The organism is Caulobacter sp. DMC95, assembly GCF_056313785.1.
Genome location: NZ_JBQUZP010000004.1, coordinates 96,737 through 120,401 on the forward strand (window position 1 = coordinate 96,737; position 23,665 = coordinate 120,401).

General features: G+C 66.5%; 26 protein-coding genes and 1 pseudogene. 12 read left to right on the top strand and 15 right to left on the bottom strand.

All coding sequences use genetic code 11. The features are described from left to right. The first annotated feature begins 15 nt into the window (after positions 1–15). Positions 16–876 carry an NAD-dependent epimerase/dehydratase family protein gene (locus ACT53N_RS11160; RefSeq protein WP_476063963.1) on the top strand — a complete coding sequence of 287 codons (861 nt, stop codon included), beginning with the start codon at positions 16–18 and terminating at the stop codon, positions 874–876. On the opposite strand, the gene ACT53N_RS11165 is transcribed toward ACT53N_RS11160, so the two are convergent. The 6 genes from ACT53N_RS11165 to ubiA all read right to left on the bottom strand — a co-directional run bounded on the left by ACT53N_RS11165 (position 873) and on the right by ubiA (position 5,151). Then, positions 873–1,379 carry a YkgJ family cysteine cluster protein gene (locus ACT53N_RS11165; RefSeq protein ID WP_476063964.1) on the bottom strand — a complete coding sequence of 169 codons (507 nt, stop codon included), beginning with the start codon at positions 1,377–1,379 and terminating at the stop codon, positions 873–875. The genes ACT53N_RS11160 and ACT53N_RS11165 overlap by 4 nt on opposite strands. A gap of 77 nt (positions 1,380–1,456) precedes the next feature. Beyond that, complete coding sequence (locus tag ACT53N_RS11170) at positions 1,457–1,987, bottom strand: hypothetical protein (protein WP_476063965.1); 531 nt, start codon at positions 1,985–1,987, stop codon at positions 1,457–1,459. Positions 1,988–1,992: 5 nt separating this feature from the next. Beyond that, positions 1,993–2,346 carry a VOC family protein gene (locus tag ACT53N_RS11175; protein WP_476063966.1) on the bottom strand — a complete coding sequence of 118 codons (354 nt, stop codon included), beginning with the start codon at positions 2,344–2,346 and terminating at the stop codon, positions 1,993–1,995. Positions 2,347–2,391: 45 nt separating this feature from the next. Continuing rightward, positions 2,392–3,051 (bottom strand): class I SAM-dependent methyltransferase, encoded by a 660-nt coding sequence (locus ACT53N_RS11180; RefSeq protein WP_476063967.1) that lies wholly within the window; start codon positions 3,049–3,051, stop codon positions 2,392–2,394. Between the two features lie 135 nt (positions 3,052–3,186). After that, positions 3,187–4,131 carry a fatty acid desaturase family protein gene (locus tag ACT53N_RS11185; RefSeq protein WP_476063968.1) on the bottom strand — a complete coding sequence of 315 codons (945 nt, stop codon included), beginning with the start codon at positions 4,129–4,131 and terminating at the stop codon, positions 3,187–3,189. A gap of 72 nt (positions 4,132–4,203) precedes the next feature. Beyond that, positions 4,204–5,151, bottom strand: a complete 948-nt coding sequence (gene ubiA / locus ACT53N_RS11190) for a 4-hydroxybenzoate octaprenyltransferase (RefSeq protein WP_476063969.1) — start codon at positions 5,149–5,151, stop codon at positions 4,204–4,206. Between the two features lie 131 nt (positions 5,152–5,282). On the opposite strand from ubiA, the gene ACT53N_RS11195 reads away from it, so the two are divergent. From ACT53N_RS11195 to ACT53N_RS11205, 3 genes are all read left to right on the top strand, one after another. Beyond that, on the top strand, positions 5,283–5,540 hold the full coding sequence (locus ACT53N_RS11195) for a hypothetical protein (protein WP_476063970.1): 258 nt from the start codon (positions 5,283–5,285) through the stop codon (positions 5,538–5,540). A gap of 69 nt (positions 5,541–5,609) precedes the next feature. After that, positions 5,610–5,894 carry a DUF454 family protein gene (locus tag ACT53N_RS11200; protein ID WP_476063971.1) on the top strand — a complete coding sequence of 95 codons (285 nt, stop codon included), beginning with the start codon at positions 5,610–5,612 and terminating at the stop codon, positions 5,892–5,894. 32 nt (positions 5,895–5,926) lie between these two features. Next, positions 5,927–7,720, top strand: a complete 1,794-nt coding sequence (locus ACT53N_RS11205) for an ABC transporter ATP-binding protein (protein ID WP_476063972.1) — start codon at positions 5,927–5,929, stop codon at positions 7,718–7,720. Here the strand turns inward: ACT53N_RS11205 and ACT53N_RS11210 are convergent. Further along, positions 7,701–9,449, bottom strand: a complete 1,749-nt coding sequence (locus ACT53N_RS11210) for a DUF4153 domain-containing protein (protein WP_476063973.1) — start codon at positions 9,447–9,449, stop codon at positions 7,701–7,703. The genes ACT53N_RS11205 and ACT53N_RS11210 overlap by 20 nt on opposite strands. Positions 9,450–9,549: 100 nt before the next feature. On the opposite strand from ACT53N_RS11210, the gene ACT53N_RS11215 reads away from it, so the two are divergent. Beyond that, complete coding sequence (locus tag ACT53N_RS11215; protein ID WP_476063974.1) at positions 9,550–11,049, top strand: S10 family peptidase; 1,500 nt, start codon at positions 9,550–9,552, stop codon at positions 11,047–11,049. A 65-nt stretch (positions 11,050–11,114) separates the two neighbouring features. Continuing rightward, on the top strand, positions 11,115–11,513 hold the full coding sequence (locus ACT53N_RS11220; protein WP_476063975.1) for an iron chaperone: 399 nt from the start codon (positions 11,115–11,117) through the stop codon (positions 11,511–11,513). Here ACT53N_RS11220 and ACT53N_RS11225 read toward each other — a convergent pair. Both ACT53N_RS11225 and ppk2 read right to left on the bottom strand, forming a co-directional pair. Beyond that, complete coding sequence (locus ACT53N_RS11225; RefSeq protein WP_476063976.1) at positions 11,510–12,097, bottom strand: hypothetical protein; 588 nt, start codon at positions 12,095–12,097, stop codon at positions 11,510–11,512. The genes ACT53N_RS11220 and ACT53N_RS11225 overlap by 4 nt on opposite strands. Before the next feature lie 152 nt (positions 12,098–12,249). Continuing rightward, entirely contained in the window at positions 12,250–13,011 is a 762-nt protein-coding gene (gene ppk2, locus ACT53N_RS11230; RefSeq protein WP_476063977.1) for a polyphosphate kinase 2, read from the bottom strand. Positions 13,012–13,113: 102 nt separating this feature from the next. Between ppk2 and ACT53N_RS11235 the strand changes: the two genes are divergently transcribed. Both ACT53N_RS11235 and ACT53N_RS11240 read left to right on the top strand, forming a co-directional pair. Further along, complete coding sequence (locus ACT53N_RS11235; protein ID WP_476063978.1) at positions 13,114–13,830, top strand: 16S rRNA (uracil(1498)-N(3))-methyltransferase; 717 nt, start codon at positions 13,114–13,116, stop codon at positions 13,828–13,830. 139 nt (positions 13,831–13,969) lie between these two features. Beyond that, on the top strand, positions 13,970–15,331 hold the full coding sequence (locus tag ACT53N_RS11240; RefSeq protein WP_476063979.1) for a glutamate--cysteine ligase: 1,362 nt from the start codon (positions 13,970–13,972) through the stop codon (positions 15,329–15,331). Between the two features lie 121 nt (positions 15,332–15,452). Here the strand turns inward: ACT53N_RS11240 and ACT53N_RS11245 are convergent, their stop codons facing one another. Then, positions 15,453–15,596, bottom strand: a complete 144-nt coding sequence (locus ACT53N_RS11245; protein ID WP_476063980.1) for a hypothetical protein — start codon at positions 15,594–15,596, stop codon at positions 15,453–15,455. Positions 15,597–15,679: 83 nt separating this feature from the next. Beyond that, positions 15,680–16,207 (bottom strand): DUF427 domain-containing protein, encoded by a 528-nt coding sequence (locus ACT53N_RS11250; RefSeq protein WP_476063981.1) that lies wholly within the window; start codon positions 16,205–16,207, stop codon positions 15,680–15,682. Positions 16,208–16,297: 90 nt separating this feature from the next. On the opposite strand from ACT53N_RS11250, the pseudogene ACT53N_RS11255 reads away from it, so the two are divergent. The 3 genes and pseudogenes from ACT53N_RS11255 to ACT53N_RS11265 form a co-directional block, all read left to right on the top strand. Continuing rightward, positions 16,298–16,423, top strand: a pseudogene (locus tag ACT53N_RS11255) (hypothetical protein); the annotation flags it as partial. 3 nt (positions 16,424–16,426) lie between these two features. Next, positions 16,427–18,307: a peptide MFS transporter gene (locus ACT53N_RS11260; protein WP_476063982.1), complete on the top strand. Its 1,881-nt coding sequence runs from the start codon at positions 16,427–16,429 to the stop codon at positions 18,305–18,307. Between the two features lie 273 nt (positions 18,308–18,580). After that, positions 18,581–19,078 carry a GNAT family N-acetyltransferase gene (locus tag ACT53N_RS11265; protein ID WP_476063983.1) on the top strand — a complete coding sequence of 166 codons (498 nt, stop codon included), beginning with the start codon at positions 18,581–18,583 and terminating at the stop codon, positions 19,076–19,078. Positions 19,079–19,154: 76 nt separating this feature from the next. Here ACT53N_RS11265 and tldD read toward each other — a convergent pair whose 3' ends face one another. From tldD to ACT53N_RS11285, 4 genes are read right to left on the bottom strand one after another with little or no spacing between them, the layout of a single operon-like run. Then, positions 19,155–20,591 (bottom strand): metalloprotease TldD, encoded by a 1,437-nt coding sequence (gene tldD, locus ACT53N_RS11270; RefSeq protein WP_476063984.1) that lies wholly within the window; start codon positions 20,589–20,591, stop codon positions 19,155–19,157. Between the two features lie 56 nt (positions 20,592–20,647). Continuing rightward, entirely contained in the window at positions 20,648–21,484 is an 837-nt protein-coding gene (locus ACT53N_RS11275) for a GIN domain-containing protein (protein ID WP_476063985.1), read from the bottom strand. Then, positions 21,481–22,044 carry a DUF1700 domain-containing protein gene (locus tag ACT53N_RS11280; protein ID WP_476063986.1) on the bottom strand — a complete coding sequence of 188 codons (564 nt, stop codon included), beginning with the start codon at positions 22,042–22,044 and terminating at the stop codon, positions 21,481–21,483. The genes ACT53N_RS11275 and ACT53N_RS11280 overlap by 4 nt, the downstream gene beginning before the upstream one ends. Continuing rightward, complete coding sequence (locus ACT53N_RS11285; protein WP_062094976.1) at positions 22,041–22,367, bottom strand: PadR family transcriptional regulator; 327 nt, start codon at positions 22,365–22,367, stop codon at positions 22,041–22,043. Before ACT53N_RS11285 ends, ACT53N_RS11280 begins: the two co-directional genes overlap by 4 nt. Positions 22,368–22,741: 374 nt before the next feature. On the opposite strand from ACT53N_RS11285, the gene coxB reads away from it, so the two are divergent. Further along, on the top strand, positions 22,742–23,659 hold the full coding sequence (gene coxB, locus ACT53N_RS11290) for a cytochrome c oxidase subunit II (RefSeq protein ID WP_476063987.1): 918 nt from the start codon (positions 22,742–22,744) through the stop codon (positions 23,657–23,659). The last annotated feature ends 6 nt before the right edge of the window (positions 23,660–23,665 follow it).

Below are 23,665 nucleotides of genomic sequence, written 5' to 3' on the forward strand. Positions count from 1 at the left end.
GACTATAGGTGGTGAATGGACGCTGAGAACACCCTGAAGACGCCGGTCCTGGTGCTGGGCGCGACCAGCCTGATCGGCCGCCATTTGATGGCGCGCCTGGAGGATGAGGGCCTTGACCCGGTCGCCTTCAGCCGCCGCCCGCCGCCCGGCGACGCTTGCTGGGTCGGCGGCGACCTGAAGGATCCGGATCTGGACGAGCGCCTGCCCGTGGCCGCCACGGTGTTTTCGCTGTCGCCGATCTGGCTCCTGCCGCGCGCCTTGCCGGCGCTGAGGACGCGCGGCATGGCGCGCCTGGTCGCCTTTTCCTCGACCAGTCGGTTCACCAAGACCCAGTCCTCGGACGCCGGAGAACGGGCGGTGGCCGCGTCGCTCGCCGACGCCGAGCAGGCGGTGCAGGATTGGTGCGCGGCGAACGGCGTCGCCTGGACGATCCTGCGGCCCACCCTGATCTATGACGAGGGCCACGACGAGAACGTCAGCCGCATCGCTCGGCTGGTGCGCCGCTTTCATGTGATGCCGCTATCGGGAGCAGGGGAGGGTCTCCGTCAGCCGGTCCACGCCGAAGACCTGGCGACGGGCGCGTTGGCTGCGGCTCACGCGCCAGCCGCGCAGAACCGGGCCTATGACCTCGTCGGCGGCGAAACGGTCAGCTACCGGGTGATGGTCGACCGCGTATTCGAGGGGCTGGGCAAGACGCCCCGCAGCCTGCCAATGCCGATCTGGCTGTTTGGCTTGCTGATGCGCCTCGCCAAGCCGTTCTATCCCGGTGCCACAACCGCCATGGGCGCGCGCATGGGCCAGGACCTCACCTTCGATTCTTCGGACGCAGCGCGGGACTTTGGGTGGACCCCGCGAGACTTTCATCCCCGGTTCTAGTCCACGTCGGCCAGCACCATGGCGAAGGGCGTCAGGCCGTCCTCGCCCTCGACATAGCCGCTGACCAGCTTGCGATCAGGCGGCAGCGCGCCAAGATCGATATCCTCGGTCGGGAACACCACGATACGGCGGTCGCCGATGCAGACCACCAGTTCAAAACCGTCCAACGCGCGTCGCGACATCGACTTGATGTAGGCGTAGTAGGGTTCGCGCTTCCAGGCGGCGGGCTTGCTGGCGTCGACCACGACGTTCAGGCGCTTGCCGTCGCGGTCGACATACATGACGAAGCCGGCCCTGTCGGGCCGCCACTCGTCGCCCAGCCGGTCCTGGGTCAACCATAGGCAGGTGAAGGCGCGGCAGGCGGCCGGGCGGTGCTCGTAGAAGCCGCAGCCGCCGCCGCTCTTCTGGAAGTGCCCGCACCACGCGCCCTGGAGTTTTTCCAGGGCGTCGATGGCCAGCACCTTGCAGCACAGGCCGCAGGATCCGCAGCTCTTGTCGCCCATCTCGCCCAGCCCCCGCGCCCGATCGTCAGGCGACGGACGTTAGCGGCGCTGTGTGACGGTTTGATGCGGGGCGGTTCCTAAGTCTTTGGGCAGGCCTGGCGTGTGAGCGCGTAGCGGGCGAAGACGTTCTCCTTGCCGCCGCTAGGGATGACGATCGTCCAGGTCAGGCTGTCGCCGTCGCGCCGCCAGCGATTGAGGAAGCTGGCGTCGGGATAGGCGTAGGCGATGTCGAAACCGCCGGACTGGGCCTCGCCTTTGCCCACCGCCGTCGCGTCACCGCCGAAGCTGTCGGCCCAGAAGCCCGAGACGCCTGTCGCCGGACCCGTCTTGGGCGGCGCGGCGCGACCGGCCAAGATCAAATGGGCGACATAGCGATCCTGGGGATCGGCCTTGGCGTGGCTGTCGGCGTCGACGGTCAGCAGGGTTCCGAGGGCGGCGGGGCGCGCGACCAGGGTGATCTCGACCGCCTTGCCCATCACATCGCCGTCGCCGCGCCAGCAGCCCTCCAACGCGCGAACCTCGGCGGGAACCGGCGCGGGCGGCGGATCCTCGGCGTGAGCGACGCCTGCGATCGACAGCATAAGCAGACTCAAGCCCGTCTGACGCATCGACACTACTCGACCCCCGTCGCGCTCCAGACGCCAAGCTCGTTACCCGACGGGTCGGTGAAGTGGAAGCGACGTCCGCCCGGGAAGCTGAAGATCGGCGCGGTGATCACGCCGCCAGCCTTGGTCACCTTGTCGAGCATGGCCTCAAGGTCGTGGGCGTAGAGGATCACCAGCGGCTTGTCGCTGGAGCCTTCCTGCGGCTTGGCGAAGCCACCGTCGGTTCCTTGCCCCTCGAACGCCACATAGTCAGGTCCGTAATCGGCAAAGCTCCAGCCGAAGGCCGACGCGTAGAAGCTCTTGGTCGCCGGGAGATCGCCGCCGGGCCACTCGATGTAGTCGATCTTGCCGTCTTCGCGCATGGTGGGTCTTTGCCTCTGATGTTCCTAAATTGTTCTAGTTGGCGCTCAGGGCAGAGTCCAGACGCTGGTGCGCTTGATCGCCATGTCCTCCAACTCGCGGGTGGTCTCGACCTGGTACTCGGCCAGCTTCACCAGGTCGTCCTTGCGGAAGTAGGTGCGGCCCGGATCGCCGATCAGCACCGTCGAACCCTGGGCGCGGCCGCGCCGCAGCCAGTCCATCACCGCCTCGGCCATCGGCTTTTCGTAGCAGATGTCGCCGGCGAGCAGGATCTGCGCTTCCGGCGGTGGCCCACCCAGCAGATTGGCCTCGGTGAAGGCGACGGATACGCCGTTGGCTTCGGCGTTCAGGGTGACAGCCGCCTCGCAGAAGATGTCGATGTCATTGGCCAGCACGCTTGCCGCCCCCGCCTTCATCGCCGCGATGGCCACCAGGCCAGAGCCGGTGGCGAAGTCGAAGACGCTCTTGCCGGCCACCGTCTGCGGATGGTCGAGGATGTAACGCGCCAGGGCCTGGCCGCCGGCCCAGGCGAAGGCCCAGAACGGCGGCGGCAAGCCGATCTCTTCCAGCGCCTCCTCGGTCAGCTTCCACAGCGGCGTGACCTCGTCGGCCAGATGCAGCACGAGCTCCGGCGCATGCGGCGGGTGCAAGAGCTGGGTGTTGTCGCGGATGAAGGCCCGGCGGCCTTCCAGGGTCTGGACGATCATGGGCGGCGTTAGAGCACTGCTGGCCCGACCTGGGGAGCCGAAATCCTCATCCTTCGACAAGCTCAGGATGAGGATTTCGGGCGCGGCGCTTGAAGCGGCCTCACTCTGAGTCTGTCGAAGGGCGAGGCCGGCGGCTCAGGCCGCGACCGGTTTGCTCGATGCGGCCTTCAGCACGCTCAGATAGCCCGGCGCGGTCAGCATGCCCTGGGTCAGGCCCTTCTTCTCCAGCACCCGATGGGCCAGCGGCAGGTTCCAGCACGGGGTGTGCATGAACATGTGATGCTCCGAATGGAAGTTCACATAGTAGGGCGCGATCAGGGCGCGCTCGATCCAGTTGGCGTGGGTGGTGCGGGCGTGGCGGAACGGGTCGGGCTCGTCCTTGGCCACCAGGGCGTGCTCGGCGATGTTGCGCAGGCGCGTGACCAGCGGGAACCAGGTGGCCATCGGCACGATCCACAGCGCCAGCCACGCCCACCAGAGGCCCAGAGCCGACAGCACCACCAGAATGCCGAGGTTCCACAGCAGGAACGGTCGCTGCCGCGCGATCTCGCCGGCGAAGATCGCGCCCTTTGGGGTGTCCCCCTTCATCTTGCCCAGCAGCGGCCCGAAGCGCTGCTTGAAGAAGGTCTGGCCGGTCAGGTCGCGGATCATCTTGCGGCGCAGCGACCGCCGCGTGGTCGGGAAGGGCGCTGACAGGACGAGGTCAGGATCCTCGGCCTGCTGGGCGTATTTGTGATGGCTGAGGTGATAGGGTCGGTAGCTGGCCAGCGAGGCGCCCACCGGCGCGGCGCACAGCCACTCGCCCAACCCGTCATTGACCTTCAGATTGGGATGCAGGCCGCCGTGCGCGGCCTCGTGCATCAGGATCGCCAGGCCCAATTGCCGCGCGCCGATCAGCATGACGGCCAGGACGTAGGTGAGCGGGTTGGGGAAGGCCACGAACAGCGCCCCGGCGGCGAGGATCACGCCCCAGGCATGGGCCACCATCCAGACGCCCCGCCAGGACGAGCGCGCGGAAATCCGCGTCCATTCCTCGGGCGTGAACAGGTCCTGCGGTTTGACACGCGGAGCGACGGCCATGCGCGCAGCATCGCACAGTCCGCCTGGGCTCGACAGCGTGACCTTGCGTCACGATCGGCCGCGGGCTTAGGGTTAGAAGCTAACGCCCGGCTTCCACAGCCCGGCCACCAACCCCACGAACACCAGAAAACCCGCCAGCGCATTGGACTTGAAAAGCTTCAGCGCCCCCGGGCCGTCTTCGATCCGCACGGCGGCGGCCTGGCGCGACAGGTGCAGGGCGAACAGGGCCGCCAAGGGCAGGAACAGCGGGCCGATGTCGCCCATCCAGCCAGCGATCACCAGCAGGATGAAGCTGACCAGATAGAAACCGGCGACGCCGACTTGAACGTGCTGGCCAAGCCGCCGGGTCGAGGACTTGATCCCCGCCAGGGCGTCGTCCTCGATGTCCTGGATCGCGTAGATCGTGTCGTAGCCCAGGGTCCAGAAGATCCCCGACGCGTAGAGCAGGGCGGCGGACCACGACAGATGGCCGGTGGCGGCGGCGTAGCCCAGGAGAGCGCCCCAGTTGAAGGTCAGCCCCAGCCAAGCCTGCGGCCACCAGGTGATCCGCTTCATGAAGGGATAGGCTGCCACGAGGCCCAGCGACAGCACGCCCAGCAGGATCGCGGTCCAGCCCAGGCAGATCAGGATCAGGAAACTGACCGCGCAGCAGCCGACCACGAACAGCCAGGCCTGCTTGACGCTGATCAGCCCCGCCGGGATCGGCCGCATCGCCGTGCGGGCCACCTGAGCGTCGAAGTCGCGGTCGACGATGTCGTTGAACGCGCAGCCAGCCGCCCGCATCAGGGCCGCGCCGACGAACACCGCCGCCAGCAGCAGCGGATTGGGCCACCGGCCCTGCTCAGCGGCCGCAAGGGCGATGCCCTGCCAGCCCGGCAGCATCAAGAGCCAGATCCCCACAGGCCGGTCGAAACGGCCCAGCTTCAGCCAGGGCCGCAGGCGCTCGGGCGCGTGGCGGTCGACCCAGTTGGTGGCGGCGGCGTCGGGGAGGACGCCAGGAGGGCTTTCGGCGGCGGTCATGCCGCGAGGCTTAACCTGCGAACGGCGCGCTCGTCGCATAGGGAAGATCGATGTTTTCGCGAAAAACGATCAATTGGATTTATTGATCCCTAGGCGGGAAGATTCAGGCGTATCCCCGAGGAGTTCTCGCTATGACCCTGTCACCCCTTTTCGGCGCCGCGCTCCGCGTCCTGGCCTGGAGCCTGCTGCTGGCCGGCGGCGTGGCCGGGATCGTCCTGCCGTATCCTGTGACCACGGGCTTGTGGACAGCCGCGGCGCGGCTGTTCGCGGAGGCCCGAGACGACGCCATGGTCGTCCGCCTCACCTCGGCGACCAAGTTCGGCCCGCGCATCCGGCGGCGTCTCGCCCAAGCGCCCCGCAAAGCGACCCTCCGCCTGAGCCCCGCTTAAGGGGTCGGTGTGTTGCGAGCCGCTCTCAATTCTCTCGACAGCGGCGTCACGCGGCGCGAGGATCGGCGCATGGCCTTCGCCGTCCAGGACCGCCGTTCGCGCCGCCGTCGCCTCACCCGCGTCGAGCGCTGGGTGCTGGACGGACTGGGCGGCGCGCTACTGGCCACCGGCGCGGTCGGGGCGGTGGTGCCGGGCATGCCGACCACGGTCTTCTGGATCGGCGCGGTGTTGTGTTTCCTGAAGACCCGCCCGCACGCCGTGCGCCCCATGCTGCGCGTGCCGGTGGTGGGCCCCGCGATCCGCTGGTTCCTGCGCTGGCGGCCGTTCGGCGGGCGGAAACGCGGTCGGGGCTGACTGGCGGGCGGGAAAGCTCTATCTCCCGCGCCATGACCGACATCCTCGAGGAAGAAGACGAGACCGGCGCTCGTAAACGCGCGCTGTCCAACCGCCAGGTGCTGGGCTTTGTCGCCCGGTTCTGGAAGCGGCGGCCGGTGCTGTTTGGCCTGGGCGTCGGCCTGACGCTGGTGGCCGTCGCCTTCGATCTGGCCCTGCCCTACGCCTCGGGCCACCTGGTCGACACCGTCGCCACTCGGCCGCGCGGCGACCAAGAGGCCTGGTCAGCGCTGGCGATCTTTGTCGGCGTCTATTTCGCCTTCGCGGTGGTGCGCAACATCGCCCACCGATTCTGGATCCCGCTGGCGGCCCGGAACATGGAGGAGATGACCAACGAGAGCTTCGCCAAGGTGCAGGCCTTCTCGTCGGACTGGCACGCTGACAGCTTCGCCGGCGCGACCGTGCGCAAGCTGACCCGCGCCATGTGGGGTTATGACAGCGTCACCGACGCGGTGACGATCTGGCTGGGGCCGGGCGTCATCGTGCTGGTCGGTCTCTCCGTCGCCATGCTGGTGCGGCAACCGCTGGCGGGCGTGATCTCGCTGGTCGTGGTGGTCGCCTATCTGACGGTGAACCTCGTCATCACCGAGCGCTATGTGCGGCCGTCGAACCTCAAGTCCAACGCGCTTGATTCAAAGATCGGCGGGGCCCTGGCCGACGCGGTGACCTCCAACCCGACCGTCAAGAGCTTCGGCGCAGAAACCCGCGAGGCCGAGCGCTTGGCCAAGGTCACGGCGCAGTGGCGCGAGGCGGTGATGGTCACCTGGAACCGCTTCACCGATGTGTGGCTGGGCCAGAACCTGCTGCTGGTGGTGCTGCAAGCCGGCCTGACCGGGGCCATGGTCTGGGGCTGGGCGCAGGGCACGGCCACGCCCGGCGATGTGGCCTTCGCCATCACCGCCTTCATGCTGATGAGCGGCTACCTGCGCAATCTCGGCGAAAACATCCGCATGCTGCAGAAGGGCCTGGACGACACCGAGGACGTCGCCGCGTGGACCCGGCTTGCGCCACAGATCGCCGATGACCCCAACGCCCCCGACTTCCAGCCGGGTCCCGGGGCGATCGAATTCCAGAACGTGACCTTCCGCTACAAGGCCGCCGGCGCGCCGCTGTATGACCGGTTCAGCCTGAAGATCGCCCCCGGCGAACGGGTGGCCCTGGTCGGGCCGACGGGCTCGGGTAAGTCGACCTTCGTCAAGCTGATCCAGCGCTTGCACGACCTGCAGGACGGCGCTGTGGTCATCGACGGCCAGGACGTCTCCAAGGTCAAGCAGGCCTCCCTCCGCCGCGCCATCGCGGTGGTGCCGCAGGATCCCGCCCTCTTCCACCGGACGCTGTTTGAGAACATCGCCTACGGCAAGCCGGACGCCACCCGCGAGGAGGTTGAGGACGCCGCCATCAAGGCCCGCGCCCACGACTTCATCCTGGGCCTGCCCAAGGGCTATGACACCCTGGTCGGCGAGCGGGGAGTCAAGCTGTCGGGCGGCGAGCGCCAACGGGTGGCCATCGCCCGCGCCTTTCTGGCCGACGCGCCGATCCTGGTTTTGGACGAGGCGACCTCGTCGCTGGACGTCGAGACCGAAGGCCAGGTCCAAGAGGCCGCCGAGGCGCTGATGGAGGGCCGCACCACGATCGTCATCGCCCACCGCCTGTCGACGGTGCGCGGCGCTGACCGGATCCTCGTCTTCCAGGGCGGTCGCGTGGTCGAGGAAGGCCGCCATGCCGAGCTGACGGCGCGGGGCGGGGTCTATGCGCGACTCAATGCGATCAGCGCGGGGGTGGCTTAGCGCTGACCTCACAATCCTTGCTGGCTGGCTGCAGCGCTAGGCGACGGCCGTCCAGGATCAAGTCGCGACGCGCAACCGGCTCGCTCAGGCTCGGCGGGCCCGCCTTCATCCAGGCCTCCAGGTCGTAGGTCTCGCAGCCTACCGTCGCCACCGAGGTGAGACGCCAAGTCCGATCCGAGCCTTCAGCGAAGACCTTCAGGCGGTCGCCTTCGGCCAGCAGAACTTCGTCCCTACCGTCGGCGTCGACGTCGGTGACGAGCGCCGGACATTGCATGGCGGTGAAGGTGCAGTTCGAGCCCGATGGCTTTGACCAGTCCTGCGTAACGAAGCTCGGGGGCAGTGTCTTGCCGGCCGGATAGACCGCCATGGCCTTGAAGTTCGGCTGTGCGCTATCCGACGAATTGCGCTTCTCGGTGCTGGCGGCGGCGTCGCGGGCGAGCTTGGCGACCTCCGCGTCAGGATGGGTCTTGAGTTTGTCCAGCGTATCGCGGCCATAGCGACCAGAGTCGAAGCGCAGGAACTGGAAGTCGAATCTCTCCGCCGAGACCTTGCCCGTTTCCAGGCGCTTCACCTGGCTGTTCACCGAAAGTCGCGCTGGATTGGCGATCGGGGTGAACAGGGCGATCAACAGCAGGACGCAAACCGCCGCCATCAGCGGGTTTGTCCGCTCCAGCGGCTTCATCCAGGGACCCGGCTTCACGGCGGCGAGCGCATAGCCGATCGTGAAGCCGATCGCGACCAGCAGGAAGACGCCGGCGAACACCCGCTCGGGCGTCAGGCCGTACTGGTCGATCCGCAGCCACAGGGCGTAGCCGGCCAGGATCACAATCGGGATCAGCAGCAGGCCCGCGACTCGCGCCGCAACCCGGGGGATCAGGTGCGGTGGGTCTTCGCCGTCCTGGTAGGCGGCGTTGATCAGCAGGATCAGGGCGGCGGCGGCGGCCAGCAGCAGGGCGGTGGCGGCCTTGGTGCCCCACAACGGCGCCAGGCCCGTGAAGGGCAGGGTGGCCAGGAAGCCGCCGCCGATCAGCACCATCAGCGGCAAGAGCCAGGTGAGCAGGGTCAGGCCCACGGTCAGGGCGCCGCGCACGAGGCCCGCGCGCGCCTCGGTCAGTTGTACGGCCATATGCACGGCGGCGGCGAACATCAGGCCGGTCGCGGGGAAGGCGAAGGCGGTCTCGCCGATCAGCTTGCCGATGGCCGATATCCCGATCAGCTTGAACAGGGCGGCGGCCAGGAACAGAAGCAGCCAGAAGGCGCCGGTGAAGGCCAGCGACAGCGCCAGTCGTACCCCGTTGGTCCAGGTCAGGTCGAAATAGTCGGTATAGGGCGCGACCAGCTTGCCAGCCGCGTCCGCCGGCTGAACCAGATGGTGCGCGATGAACAGCATCACGGCCGTGGCCAGGAACAGCGGCGGCGACAGGGGGCTAACGCCGATCCGATCGGGCGCGGCGCCGACCCAGGCGGCGTGGACGGCCAGGACCGCGGTGAGGGCGGTGGCGATCGCCGTCCAGACTAAGAGGTTCCCGCGACGCATCGCCGACAGAGCCGCGAGCGGCAGAAGCGGAATCATCAGCCCGCAGACCAGCAGCGGCGCGTAGAGCATCGGCTGCGTCGCGGGCCAGGCCTTGGACTCGTCGGCCTTTTGCAGAAGGAACAGCAGAACGCCTTGGGCCAGGCCGATGGCCAGACGCAGAATGGCGGCGTCGCGCGATCGCGTGGCGTCCATGACAAGGTCCTCCCGTGCAGGGCCACACCATCACGTCGGCGCAAGGTTGTGAAGCGGGACGCCTTGGCCTAGCAATTTCGCCCTCAGTGGAGGGGTATCGATGAAACAGTCTTTCCGAGCGGGTCTCCTGGCCCTCGCCGCCGTAGCGGCCCTGTCGGGTCCCGTCGCGTTCGCCCAGGACAAGGGCGGCGACAAGCCGGCCGCAGAGAAGTCCGGAACGGACCTGCCCGCGTTTCCCAGCGAGAAATCGGTCAAGCAGACCACGGTGCTGGCCGGCAAGACCCTGGCCTACACCGCCACGGTCGGCGCAATGCCCGTGCGCGACGAGAAGGGCAAGAAGATCGCCGAGGTGGTCTACACCGCCTACACCCTGGACGGGCCGCGCGATCCCAAGCGTCCGATCACCTTCGCCTTCAACGGCGGCCCGGGCGCGGCCAGTGTCTATCTGAATTTCGCCCTGGGCCCCAAACGCGTGCAGTTCGGCGCCGAAGGCGACAGCCCGTCCGATTTCAGCAAGCTGGATGACAATCCGGCCTCGTGGATGGACTTTACGGACCTCGTCTTCATCGACCCCGTCGGCACCGGCTTCTCGCGCTCGCTGGTCAATGAGGACGAGACCAAGAAGCGCTTTTATGGCGTCAAGCAGGACATCGACTACCTGTCGCGGATCGTCTTCGACTACTTGGTCAAGACCGATCGCCTGACCTCGCCGAAGTACCTCGTGGGCGAAAGCTATGGCGGCTTCCGCGGCCCACGCCTGGCCTACACGCTCCAGACGGATCTGGGCGTGGCGGTGAAGGGGGTGGTGCTGGTGTCGCCGCTGCTGACCAGCGCCGGCCGCGTCTCGCAGGAGATCTCGCCGCTGCCGGCCATGTGGACCCTCCCGTCGATCGCTGCGGCCAAGCTGGAGCGCGACGGCAAGCTGACGCCCGAGAGCATCAAGGCCGTCGAGGACTACACGCGCGGCGAATACATGGTCGACCTGATGAAGGGCTCCGACCCCGCCGCCCTGGACCGTCTGACGGCCAAGGTCTCGGCGATGACGGGGCTGGACCCCAACTATGTGCGTCGCGCCGGCGGTCGCCTCGAAACCCAGTCGTTCCTGCGCGAGGTGTTCCGTGACAAGGGGCGCCTGGGCAGCCGCTACGACAGCAACGTCACGTCGCTGGATCCTTTCCCCAACGCCCCGACCCAGGAGGTCAATGATCCGATCCTGGATGCGATCATCGCCCCGACCACCAGCGCCATCGTCGACTTCACCACCCGCGTCGTCGGCTGGAAGCCCGAGGGCCGCTACGACGCGCTGTCGGACGTCGTGAACCGCAACTGGGATCGCGGTCGCGGCCCCGATACCGAGTCGGTCTCGGATCTGCGCAAGATCGTCTCGGTCGACCCCAAGCTGAAGGTTCTGATCGTCCACGGCTACAACGATCTGTCGTGCCCGTTCTTCGCCTCGCGCCTGATCGTCGACGCCATGCCGGCGACGGCGAACGGCCGCGTGACGCTGGCCAACTATGCGGGCGGCCACATGTTCTACAGCCGCCCCGACAGCGGCGCGGCGTTCCGCAAGGACGTGATGGCGCTTTACGGCGCGAAATAGTCAGGGCGGGTGTCGGCGGGGACGCTCCTGAAGCGTCCTTCGTTCAATCGATCGAGGACCATCCGATGATGAAGCCCCCCGCCGCGTCCGTTGACGACTATCTGGCCAAGCTGCCCGCCGAACAGCGCGCGGCCCTGGAGACGCTGCGCGCTCAGATCCGCGCGGCCGCGCCCGAGGCGGTCGAAGCGATCAGCTACGGCCTGCCGACCTTCAAGCTGAACGGCAATCTCGTCCACTTCGGCGCGGCGGCGAAGCATTGCGCGTTCTATCCAGGCGCGGTGATGGACGTGTTCGCCGAGCGCCTGGCGCGGTTTGACACGGCTAAGGGCACGATCCGCTTCCAGCCGGACAAGCCGCTGTCGCCGGAGCTTGTGGCGGACATCGTCCGCTATCGGATGGCGCAGAACGCGGAGGTGGCCGCACGGCGGAAGGCGGACGCTAGCGCTGCGCGTCTCACGCGTTAGGACAGGCCGAGGATGCGCAGGTAGGCCGAATAAATAAAAATGAGCGTCGCGATCCAGCCGATGATGCCGGCCAAGACGACCCTTGGCCGTTTTGATCGCCAGGCGACTAGGAAGGCGATCAAGCCTGCGCTGTTCAGGCCGACGTAGTGTGTGAGCTTTTCCCATTGGCTCTGCTCGATCATATGGATCGTGCTCGGGATCTCGATCGCCAGGGTGAGAAAGAAGACACCAATGATCGGGCCTAGGATCCAGTTGCGGCGCGCGAAGAAATAGTCGTCAAGATCTGGCCAGGCGGCGTGATCGTCCGGCGTCACCGTGATGGCGGCGAGAAAGTAAGCCACGCCGATAATGATCGGGATGGCCAGATCGATCAGATCGATGCGGAGGTTCTGCAAGCGAAGCCACGCGTCGATCATCGACGCGGTCAATTGCAGAAAGACCAGCACGCCGACTGCGGGCGTGAGCAGTCCGATCTTGGGTCGGATCCGGGCGCGAATGAGCTTTCCAAACCCGAGCAGGAGTTCCGCCAGGCCTATGCCCAGCAAGATTCCGTAGAACCCCATGAAGAACTCGAATTTGGACATGGCGCGACCTCCCCCCCGGCGACCATCGCAGAACTCCACCTATCGCAGAGATCACAAGTCTGGCGGCGGTCCAACTTGATTCCGACCGCCCAACCAGACGGGCTTGAGCCGAGCTTTGGTGTCAGGTCCGCAGAAGATCCAAAGGCGTGACGCTACCGCGCCAGCCTTCCGTCCTCCAGCGTCGCCGGCTCGAACGGGAAGATCACCGCCGGATCGGGCTTCGCTACGCTCTTGAGGATCTTCTTGTCGCCCGCCGCATGCAGCAGCCAGCGAATGACGTTGAGCCGCGCGGCCTTCTTGTTGTCGGCGCGGACGCAGATCCAGGGCGAGACATCGCTGTGGGTGCGCATCAGCATGTCGTCGCGGGCGGCGGTGTAGTCGTCCCACTTTTCCTGAGCGTACTTGTCGAGATCGCTGGTCTTGAAGGCCTTCAGCGGATCCTCGCGGCGGGACTTCAGGCGCTTGGCCTGCTCGTCGCGGCTGATGTCCAGCCAGAACTTCACATAGCGCAGGCCGTTCTCGACCAGCATGCGCTCGAAGGCGGGGACGTCGCGCAGGAACTGCTCCTGCTGCTGCGGCGTCGAAAAGCCCATCACCCGCTCGACGCCGGCGCGGTTGTACCAGGAGCGATTGAACAGCACCGCCTCGCCGCAGGCCGGCAGCCAGTCGACATAGCGCTGGAAGTACCACTCACTGCGTTCGCGGTCTGTGGGCTTGGGCAGGGCCACCACCGTGGTGGCGCGTCGCGACAGGTGTTCGGTGATGCGGGCGATCGTCCCGTCCTTGCCGGCGGCGTCGCGGCCCTCGAAGACGACGAGGATCTTGTCGCCGTCCTTGATCGCCTTCTTCTGCAGGGCGATCAGCGCCAGCTGCAGCTGGACGAGTTCGGTCTCGTAGTCTTCGGACTTGCTCATCTGGCGAGCCTACCCCCGAAATTGCCTGTTTGTCGCGCCTTCGGGCGGCGAAACCGCTTTACACTTTCGCCTCAGCCGCTCGAGTTGCGCTAGAAGGACGACATGATCCGTCTCTTCGTTCCCAACGCTCTCTCCGCCGGGGCCGGCGTCGTCCCGACTGTCGACCAGTCGCGCTACCTGACCTCGGTGATGCGCCTGTCCGTCGGCGCCGAGCTTCTGCTGTTCAACGGTCGCGACGGCGAATGGCGGGCGACCATCGTCGAGGCCACCAAGCGCGGCTGTCTGTTGAAAGCCGAGGAACTGACTCGGCCAATGCATCTGGGGCCGGACCTTGATCTGATCGTTGCGATGGTCAAGCGCGGCCGGGTTGAAACCATCGTCGAGAAGGCGGCTGAGCTTGGCGCGCGCCGGGTGCGCCTGACCATCACGCGCCGGACGAATGTCGACTTCGTCAAGCTGGGGCGCCTGGACGCCATCGCCATGGAGGCCGCCGAGCAGACCGGACGCCTCGACGTGCCCGAGGTCGCCGACCCGGAGAAGCTGGACAAGATCCTGGACGGATGGGATCCGGCCCGCCGCCTGGTGTTCTGCGACGAGGGCGGCGACGCCAAGCCTGCGATCAAGGCTCTGGCGGGAACCGGCGGTCCGGCCGCCATCCTGATCGGCCCCGAAGGCGGCTTCGCGCCAGAGGAGCGCGAGCGCCTGCGCGGACTTTCATTTGTCACGCCGGTGTCGCTGGGCCCGCGCATCCTGCGCGCCGACACGGCGGCCATTTCGGCCATGACTCTCTGGCAGGCTGCTGCCGGGGATTGGCGCTAGCACGCAGATTAGCTCGAGCTGGCCCCTTGAGGTTCGCAAAGAAAACGCCCAACTGGGCGTGACTGAATAGTATCGCCGTCGGCGGAGAGCATGGGCCCTCTCCTCCAGCAGCACTGCACCCTGGGGAGGGACGGCTTGCATGGCCGAGACCGCTAACGACCAAGAGCGCCAGCTGACGCTCGCCGATCTGACCGAATATTTCGCCAAGGGCTCCAAGTCCAAGGACGCCTTCCGCGTGGGCGCCGAGCACGAGAAGTTCGGCTTCTATCTCGGCTCGCATGAGCCCGTGCCCTACGAGGGCGACAAGGGCGTCCACGCCCTTCTGACTGGCCTGCAGCGCTTTGGCTGGACCCCGGTCATGGAAGGCGAGGTCATTATCGGTCTCGAGCGCAACGGGGCCAATGTAAGCCTGGAGCCGGGCGGCCAGTTCGAGCTGTCCGGCGCGCCGCTCTCGACCATGCACGAGATCTGCGAGGAGACCGGCCAGCACCTGGACGAGGTCAAGACCGTCGCCGACGAGCTGGGCCTGGGCTTCACGGGTCTGGGCTTCTCGCCCAAGTGGACGCGCGCGCAGGTGCCGATCATGCCCAAGGGGCGGTACGTGATCATGCGCAACTACATGCCCAAGGTCGGTAATCTGGGCCTCGACATGATGCTGCGCACCTGCACGGTGCAGGCCAATCTCGACTTCTCCAGCGAAGCCGACATGGTCACCAAGTTCCGCATGAGCCTGGCCCTGCAGCCGATCGCCACGGCCCTGTTCGCCAATTCTCCATTCACGGAAGGCAAGCCGAACGGCTTCCTCTCGGCCCGGGCCAATGTCTGGACCGACACCGATCCCAACCGCACGGGCCTGCTGGATTTCGTGTTCGAGGACGGCTTCGACTTCGAGCGCTACGCCCGCTATGCGCTCGATGTGCCGATGTACTTCGTCAAGCGCGGCGACAAGTACATCGACGTCGCCGGCCGCAGCTTCCGCGACTTCATCGAGGGCAAGCTTCCGGAACTGCCCGGCGAAATCGCCACGATGAAGGACTGGGCTGACCATACGACCACGGCCTTCCCCGAAGTGCGCCTGAAGACCTATCTGGAAATGCGCGGCGCTGACGCCGGGCCCTGGAGCCGCCTGTGCGCTCTCCCGGCCCTGTGGACCGGCGTGTTCTACGATGACGCGGCGCTGGCGGCGGCCTGGGACCTTTGCAAGGACTGGACGCTGGAGGACCGTGAGGGCCTGCGTCGCGACGTGCCCAAGCTTGGCCTCAAGGCCAAGGTCGCCGGTCGCACCGCCCAGGACGTGGCCAGGGACTTTGTCGCCATCGCCAAATCGGGCCTGAAGAACCGCGCCCTGCTGAACGGCGGGTTCCTGGACGAGACGATCTATCTGGGCGAACTTGAGCAGATCGCCGACAGCGGGGTCACCCCGGCCGAGAAGCTGCTGTCGCTCTACAACGGCGCCTGGGGCGGTGACATCGACCGCGTCTTCACCGACTGCGCCTACTAGAGCCCATTAGCTTTAGATGGAATCATCTAAAGCGTTTGGGGCTAATTGTTTGATTTTGTTGTATTTTTATCTGGTTTAGATGGTTCCGTCTAAACCAGACAGGCTCTAGGCGCCGGGCGGGTTAGAAGATCGCGCGCAATCCCACGATCAGTCCCGCCCAAAGTCCGATCGTCGCGGCCAGCGCCACAAGTCTTCCCCAGGCGAAGCGGCGCTGCGGCCGGATTACGGTCGCGTGAACAGCCTGATCATAAGAGACGTAGGCCATGGTTTCCTCCGGGCGTCTCTGACGGACGCTGGAGCGATGGTCGCGCTCCTAGGGGTTAAAAGCGCCTTAATTCGCGGTTTGGATCAAGGGGACCCAATGTCGCGGTAGGGGGTGTCGATGTCGCGCTCCTCGCGCTCGGGGTCGGGCATGGCGACATTGGGCGGCCAGCGCTCGGCCTGGCTTGTTCCCGACCCGCTGTCAGTGTGTCGGATCACCTCCCCCACATCCAAGGCTTGCGTCTGCGCGGGCGTCAGGTCGCCAAGCTGGAACTCGACATGCTCGGGATAGAAGGCCAGGCGACCGGCGATCGCCTCGAGCGCCGGGTAGGGCGACTCATAGGACCAGACCGCGTCCTCGATCACCTGGCGATCTCGATAGATCGTGAAGTAGGACGCCTGCCCCTTGTAGGGGCAGTGGGTGGATTTGTCCGTCCGGCGCAGGAACGCCATTTGGACGTCGTCGCGCGGGAAATAGTAGACGGGCGGGTAGTTCGCTTCCTGCAACACCAGAACATCATCGCTGTCGGCGATCTCGTGGCCCTCGAAGAGCACACGCACCACACCGGGCGCCGGCGTCAGGTGAAGGGGGTGGGTTTCGTCGGGCGTCTTCATGGTCTGGGGCTCCCATCCGCGTTCGGGTCACGCCCTTAAACGCACCGGAGGCCAGCCAAGCTTCAGGCCTTGCGAAGGCGCTTAGACAACCCGGCGCAAGCCGTTGCTTGTGAAACCGTCTCTCGCGTGGTCTTCTCGCCGCCAAATTGGGGCCGGCGGGGACGATTTGACCACATGGGGGGTCGGTTTCCGCCTCTCGTTACGTTTCAAGGCTAGCGTATGAACATCGTTATCGCCGTGGGTATTCTGGTCACGCTCGTGACCGGCATCCCGGTCCTTGTCCAATTGCTGAAAGGCCATCCGCGCGGCCTGATCATCTGCTTCCTGGCTGAAATGTGGGAGCGCTTCTCCTACTACGGCATGCGCGCCATCCTGATCTTCTACCTCACGCAGCACTTCCTGTTCGATCCCAAGGTCGCGTCCGGCCACTACGGGTCCTACACCGCGCTGGTCTATCTGGTGCCGCTGCTGGGCGGCTTCCTGGCCGACAAGTGGCTGGGCACGCGCAAGGCCGTGGCGTTCGGCGCCGTGCTGCTGGTCGCGGGTCACCTGGCCATGGCCATCGAAGGCAAGCCCGCCGTCCAGACCCTGACCTATCAGGGCGCCACCTACGAGTTCCAGGCCGAGGGCCGCGGACAGAACCGCGAAGCCAAGCTGGTCGTCGACGGCAAACCCTATGAGGTCGCCGCCACCAAGGTCGGCGATTTCGAGATCAAGGGCCTGCCGGCCAACGCGCCGTTGCCGGCCGTGCTGCCGAAGGCCGACTACAAGCTGGACGTCACGGGTCGCGACCCGCTGTATCTCAACATCTTCTGGTTCTCGCTGTCGCTGATCATCCTGGGCGTCGGCTTCCTGAAGCCGAACATCTCGACCATCGTCGGCCAGCTCTATCCGCAGGGCGATCCGCGCCGCGATCCGGGCTTCACGCTCTACTACTACGGCATCAACCTCGGCTCGTTCTGGGCCTCGATCCTCTGCGGCCTGCTGGGCGTCAATGTCGGCTGGTGGGCGGGCTTTGGCCTCGCCGGGATCGGGATGCTGGCCGGCTTCGTCGTCTTCGTGCTGGGCAAGCCCTGGCTGGACGGCAAGGCCGAACCGCCGCAGCCCAAGGTTCTGAAAGAGAAGGTCGCCGGCCCGATCAATCGCGAACTGGCCATCTACGGCCTGTCTTTGCTGGGCCTGATCGGCATCTTCTACCTTGTTCAGTTCAACGCCATCGTCGGCGTCGCGCTCAACATCGGCATCCTGGCCTCACTGGGCTACATCGGCTGGTTCATGTTCACCAAGTGCGCCAAGGAAGAGCGTGAGCGCCTGGCTCTGGCCGTGTTCCTGATCTTCGGCGCGGTGGTGTTCTGGACCCTGTTCGAACAGGCCGGCTCGTCGCTCAGCCTCTTTGCGGCCACCAATGTCCAACTGGATCTGGTCCGCGAGCCTCTGGCGCTGTTCAACGGCGCGGTGACCCTGGCCACCCCGGACCAGCTGGCCAAGGCCGGCATCGACGCGGCCTCGACCTTCTGGGTCGACACCAGCTTCAACGCCCCCCAGACCCAGGCTCTGAACGCCGGCTGGATCCTGATCTTCGCGCCGGTGTTCGCCGCGGTCTGGACCTTCCTGGGCCGGCGCGGCAAGGACCCGAACCCGGTGATCAAGTTCGGCCTAGCCCTGATCCAGGTCGGCGCCGGCTTCCTGCTGCTGCAGTGGGGCTCCACCTTCGCCGACGGCGCCTTCAAGCTGCCGCTGATCTTCCTGGTCCTGATGTACATGCTGCACACCACCGGCGAGCTATGCATGTCGCCGGTCGGCCTGTCGCAGATGACCAAGCTGTCGCCGGCCTCGGTGGTGTCGTTCATGATGGCCGTCTGGTTCATGGCGGTCGCCATCGCCCAGTGGGTTGGCGGCAAGATCGCCGGCCTGGCGGCCACCGAGACGGTCGGCGGTCAGGTGCTCGACCCTGGCGCAGCCCTGGCCGCGTCGTTGAAGGTCTTCAACATCATCGGCCTTGTGTCGGTCGTGATCGGGATCGGCTTCCTGCTGCTCTCGCCGGTCCTCAAGAAGTGGTCGCACGGCGCCGACGACGTCGACGCCGCCAAGGCGGCCTAGGCTAAGAGGGGCCCCGGCGACGATCCGGGGCCCCTCGCGGAGACGTGGAGGGGGCCACGTCTCACCTTCGGGTGGGACGGTCCTCGCGGTGGCTCAAACCGCGGGGACCGCTTCCGCTCCCAACCCGAATATTGCTGGCGTACTCGCCTGATCTCGACGGTGCCCGTCGCGCCGTGGTGAGGAAAGTTACAAGCCCGACAGGTGGATTAAACCTTTGCAAGGTGGCGCGAGGCTGAGGCCTGCTCGACTGACGCGCCACCTGCAGGAGAGGTCATGAGCCGACTTTCGACACCGCTCGCCGTCGCCGATCTCGACGCGCCCGATGGGGCGGACTTGCTGGCGTTGAACAACGCGCATGCTGTGGAACTGTCATGGCTGGAGCCCGCGCGACTGGCGCATCTGGTCGAGCAGGCGTTCCTGGCGCGTCGCGTCGGCGTTGCGGACGCCTTGTTGCTGACCTTTGACCAAGGCGCGGACTACGACAGTCCCAACTTCCTGTGGTTTCGCGAACGCTATCCGAAATTTGTCTATGTCGACCGCGTCGTCGTCGCCGACAGCGCGCGGGGCAGGGGACTGGCGCGCGCGCTGTATGACGATCTTTTCGCCGCGGCCAGAACGGCGGGACACGAGCGGATCGTCTGCGAGGTCAACTCGGACCCGCCCAATCCGGCTTCAGACGCCTTCCACGCCGCGCTGGGCTTTGTTCCCGTTGGGACGGCGGAGATCCACGGCGGCAAGAAGACCGTGACCTATCTCGAGCGACGGCTTTAGAAAAACGCCCCCTCTGTCGCGGCGCCTGGCGGCGCGATGCGAAGCATCGTGACGGAGGGGGCGCTCTGGGAGCCCCCTAAACAGCCGTGCCGCCCACGGTCAGGCCGGTGATCTTCAGCGACGGCTGGCCAACGCCCACGGGCACGCCCTGGCCGGACTTTCCGCAGACGCCGATGCCGGGATCGAAGTCGAAGTCGTTGCCGATCATCGTCACGCGGGTGAGAGCGCTGGGACCATCGCCGATCAGGGTTGCGCCCTTCACGGGGGCGGTGATCTTGCCGTCCTCGACGAGATAGGCCTCGGTGCACTGGAAGACGAACTTGCCGTTGGTGATGTCGACCTGGCCGCCGCCGAAGTTGGCGCAGTAAAGGCCGCGCTTCATCGAGGCGATCATTTCCTGAGGATCGTCTTTGCCCGCCAGCATGCCAGTGTTGGTCATGCGCGGCATGGGCATGTGGGCGTAGGACTGGCGACGGCCGTTGCCGGTGGCCTTCATGCCCATAAGGCGCGCGCTCATCCGGTCGTGCATGTAGCCCACCAGGATGCCGTCCTCGATCAGGATGGTGCGCTCGGTGGGCGTGCCCTCGTCGTCGATGGTCAGCGAGCCGCGGCGGCCGGGGATCGAGCCGTCGTCAAACACGGTGACACCGGGGGCGGCCACGCGCTCGCCGATACGGCCTGAAAAGGCGCTGATGCCCTTGCGGTTGAAGTCGCCTTCCAGGCCGTGGCCGACGGCCTCATGCAGCAGCACGCCGTTCCAGCCCGGACCCAGCACCACGTCCATCTCGCCGGCCGGGCAGGCGACGGCGTCAAGGTTCACGAGCGCCATGCGCAGGGCCTCGTCGACCTGGTCCTGCCACTTGTCCGGGCTGATCCAGGCGGCGAAGCCGGCGCGGCCGCCGGCGCCGGACGAGCCGCTCTCGCGGCGGCCGTCCTTTTCGACGGTGACCTGGACATTGACGCGCACCAGCGGGCGCACATCGCGGATCAGCCGGCCGTCAGCGCGCAGGATCTCGACGACCCGGCGCTCGCCGGCCATCGAGGCCATCACCTGCACGACACGCGGGTCGCGGGCGCGGGCGAAGGCGTCGATTTCTTGAAGGAGGGCGACCTTGTCGGAAAAGTCCGGCGCGCTGACCGGATTGTCCTCGCCATAGAGCTTTTCGTTGGTGGCGCGCGGACCTTCCGCCGAAACGCCGGCATGACCGCGCTTGGCCAGGCTGGCCGAATCGGCGGCGCGGCGAATGGCGGCTTCGGAGATCTCCGCCGCGTGAGCGTAGCCTGCCGTCTCGCCGGCCACGACACGCAGGCCAAAGCCCTCGCCCGAATCGTAGGAGGCGCTCTTGAGGCGTCCATCGTCGAAGACGAAGGCCTCGCTCTCGGAGCGCTCAAGGAAAAGTTCGCCGTCATCGGCGCCGGCCAGCGCTTCGCCCAGGATTGCGCGGGCGCGGTCGGGATCGACGCCGGCGGCGTCCAGGATCGAAAGAGAAGAGGCGGGGATCGGAGCGTTCATGGTCCTACAGGTAGGCCTTCCGAACGCGCTCGTCACCCCGCCCCGTTTGTCGCAGATCAGTACTCGCGGCGGACTTCGCCCGAACCGGTGATCTCGCTGGTCACCAGCTTGGGCTCGGTGCGCAGCTCGACGTCGCCGCTGCCGGAGATGTCGATCTTGGCCTTGCCCGTGGCGAAGACCGCGCCGCCGCCGCTGCCCGAGACGTCGATGGTGGCGTCCTTGGCCTTCAGGGCGGCCAGATCGGCGTAGCCCGAGCCGGAGTTGTCGACGGCGATCGTATCCGTCTTGCCCTCAGCCTCGACGTCGCCGCTGCCGGAGATGTCGAGACCCAGGCTGGGATGCTCATAACGACGGATATCGAGATCCCCCGAGCCGCGCACCTCAAAGCGGGTGACGTCCGGCGCGACGACGGTGATCTTCATCCGGTCGCGGTCGCTCCGGACCTGCAGTCCGTCTCGACCCAAGGTCATCACCGCCCGGTCGGTGAGATTGATGTCATCGAGGGTGATGCGGCCGCCGTCGACCTTCAGGCGATCGACATAGGATTTGGGTCCGGAGACGACGACCTTGGCCTCGGCGCCCTGGACGAACACCACATCGACCGGCAGGTCGATGATCAGCACGTCCTTTCCGGACCAAGCCAGAGTGCGATCGACGATCGGTGTTGGCTCGCCCCCGGCGCCGACGTGTCGGATGGTGCGGACCACCCGACCATTGTCGTCGGTGATGGTGACATTGGCCTCATCCCCGAACGGGATCGTCCAGCCGTTCTTCATCAGTTCAGGGCCGGCGACGGCCGCCACCCCAGCGAAGCAACCGACTGCGAGGGCGAAGCTCGCCCCGGCGACGATGAGCGTATTGCGGATCATCATGGTCCCCTCCTCTCCGCTCAAGCTTGTTCCATGGCCGGCTTCAGAAGCCGGAAGTGCAGACGGGCGTACCAGACGACCGCGTTGAAGACCCCGACCGTCACCAGCGTCAGCAGCGAGCCGACGAAGGTGGCCGACGCCATCAGGCCGATGCCGGCCAGGAAGGCGGTGATCGGTCCCCCTGGCGGCGACGCCAGCGGCCCTGCGGCGAAGATGAAGCCGCCGAGGAAGAAGATCGTCACCACGGCCACCAGGAAGCCGAACAGCGTGGCCAGCACGCCCATCAGCAGGGGCAGCAGGAACATCACGTCTATGGCACCAAGGCCGATCAGGGCGATGATCGCGGCCATCGCGTTGGACGGCGTCTTCTTTTCTTCCCACTGCTTCAGGCCGGCTTCGGCGCGAAGCTCCCGCGCGAGGCGATCGGGATCGCCCAGGGCGGCGGCCACCTCGGCCTCGGGGCGCCCCGCGGCTTGGGCGTCGGCGAAGTGAGCCTCATGATCGGCGACGATGTCGGCGATCGTGGTGGCGGGGAGTCCCGAAAGGCCCCGGCGCAGGCGGGTGATGAACTCGGCGCGGGTCATGCGGCGGCTCCCACGATGTCGTTCACCGCGTTGGCGAACGCAGTCCATTCGGCCTTCTGCTGCTCCAGGCTTTGGCGCCCGGCGGCGGTGAGGCGGTAGTATTTGCGCGGCGGGCCGCTCTGGCTTTCCACCAGATAGGTCTCGACCAGGCCATCCGACTGCATGCGGCGCATCAGCGGATAGATCGTCCCTTCCCCCATATCGATGTCCTTCGTGAGCCTGCTGGCGATCTCGTAGGCGTAGCTGTCGGCGTGCGAGAGCAGGGCCAGCACACAGAGCGCCAGCACGCCTTTCTTCAGTTGGATTTCAATTGTTTCCGGCACGGCGTCCTTGCCTCCGTTGATGCTCTCTTGTACCGCCCGGTACTGAGTGGTGCAAGGTACCTATCCATGAATGATACGTAATGATCCGGACGCCGGATTCGCGGGTTTCTGAGAGCGATTCGCGACTGGACCCCCTCGCGGTGGGGATAACCGCCTATTCCCGTGCTCAGGGCGTGGGCTCTGGCGCTTGGCAAGGGCTGGCGATGCGCGTATGCAGCCTCCGGACCGACAATCGGGAGGGCTGGGCGTCGACGCGCGACTCATTTTGAGTGAAGTCGATTGCGCAGGACCTTATCGACAGTCGTAATGTGCATGTCGGCGCGGCGCGGGCCTTGATCGGGCTCAAATCGCCGCCGAAACGGGCCGTGAGGGATATGAAGGCGCAATTTTCGGGGATTCGGCGGATCATGACGGGCGCGTCCGCCCTCGCCGCTACGATGATGTTCGCGGGTCACGCGCTCGCTGAAGATCTGATGGGTCAGCCGACGCCGGGGGCCATTGACCTCCAGCCGGCCGCGTCGGAGCTGAAGCACCATGCGATCCAGTTCCACAATGTGATCCTGATGCCGATCATCACGGCCATCACCCTGCTGGTGCTGGGCCTGCTGATCTGGATCATCGTTCGCTACAACAAGAAGGCGAACCCGGTTCCCGCCAAGTTCAGCCACAACACCACGATCGAGGTGATCTGGACCGTTGTGCCGGTTCTGATCCTGATGGTCATCGCCATCTTCTCGTTCCGTCTGCTGTTCCACTACAACGACATGCCCAAGCCGGACCTGACCGTGAAGGCCACGGGCTACCAGTGGTACTGGGGCTACGAGTATCCGGACCAGAAGGTCAGCGAGATCATCTCGCTGCCGCTCACCAAGGAGCAGGCGGACGCCAAGAAGGTCCCGTACCTGCTGGCCGCCGACAACGCGATGGTCGTTCCGGTGAACAAGGTCGTCCGCGTTCAGGTCACCGCCGCCGACGTGATCCACGCCTTCGCCCTGCCGGCGTTCGGCCTGAAGACCGACGCCATCCCTGGCCGCCTGAATGAAACCTGGTTCAAGGCCGAGCGCACCGGCGTGTTCTACGGCCAGTGCTCGGAGCTGTGCGGCGTCGACCACGCCAACATGCCGATCGAGATCAAGGTCGTGACCCAGGCCGAGTTCGACGCCTGGGTGAAGGCCAAGACCGCTCCGCCCGCGCCCGTGGCCGCTCCGGCTGAAGCTGCTGCGACCCCCGCCTCGGCTCCGGCCGCCCCCGCTTCCGCTCCGGCCGCGGCTCCCGCCGCGCCGGCGGCCTAAGAATAC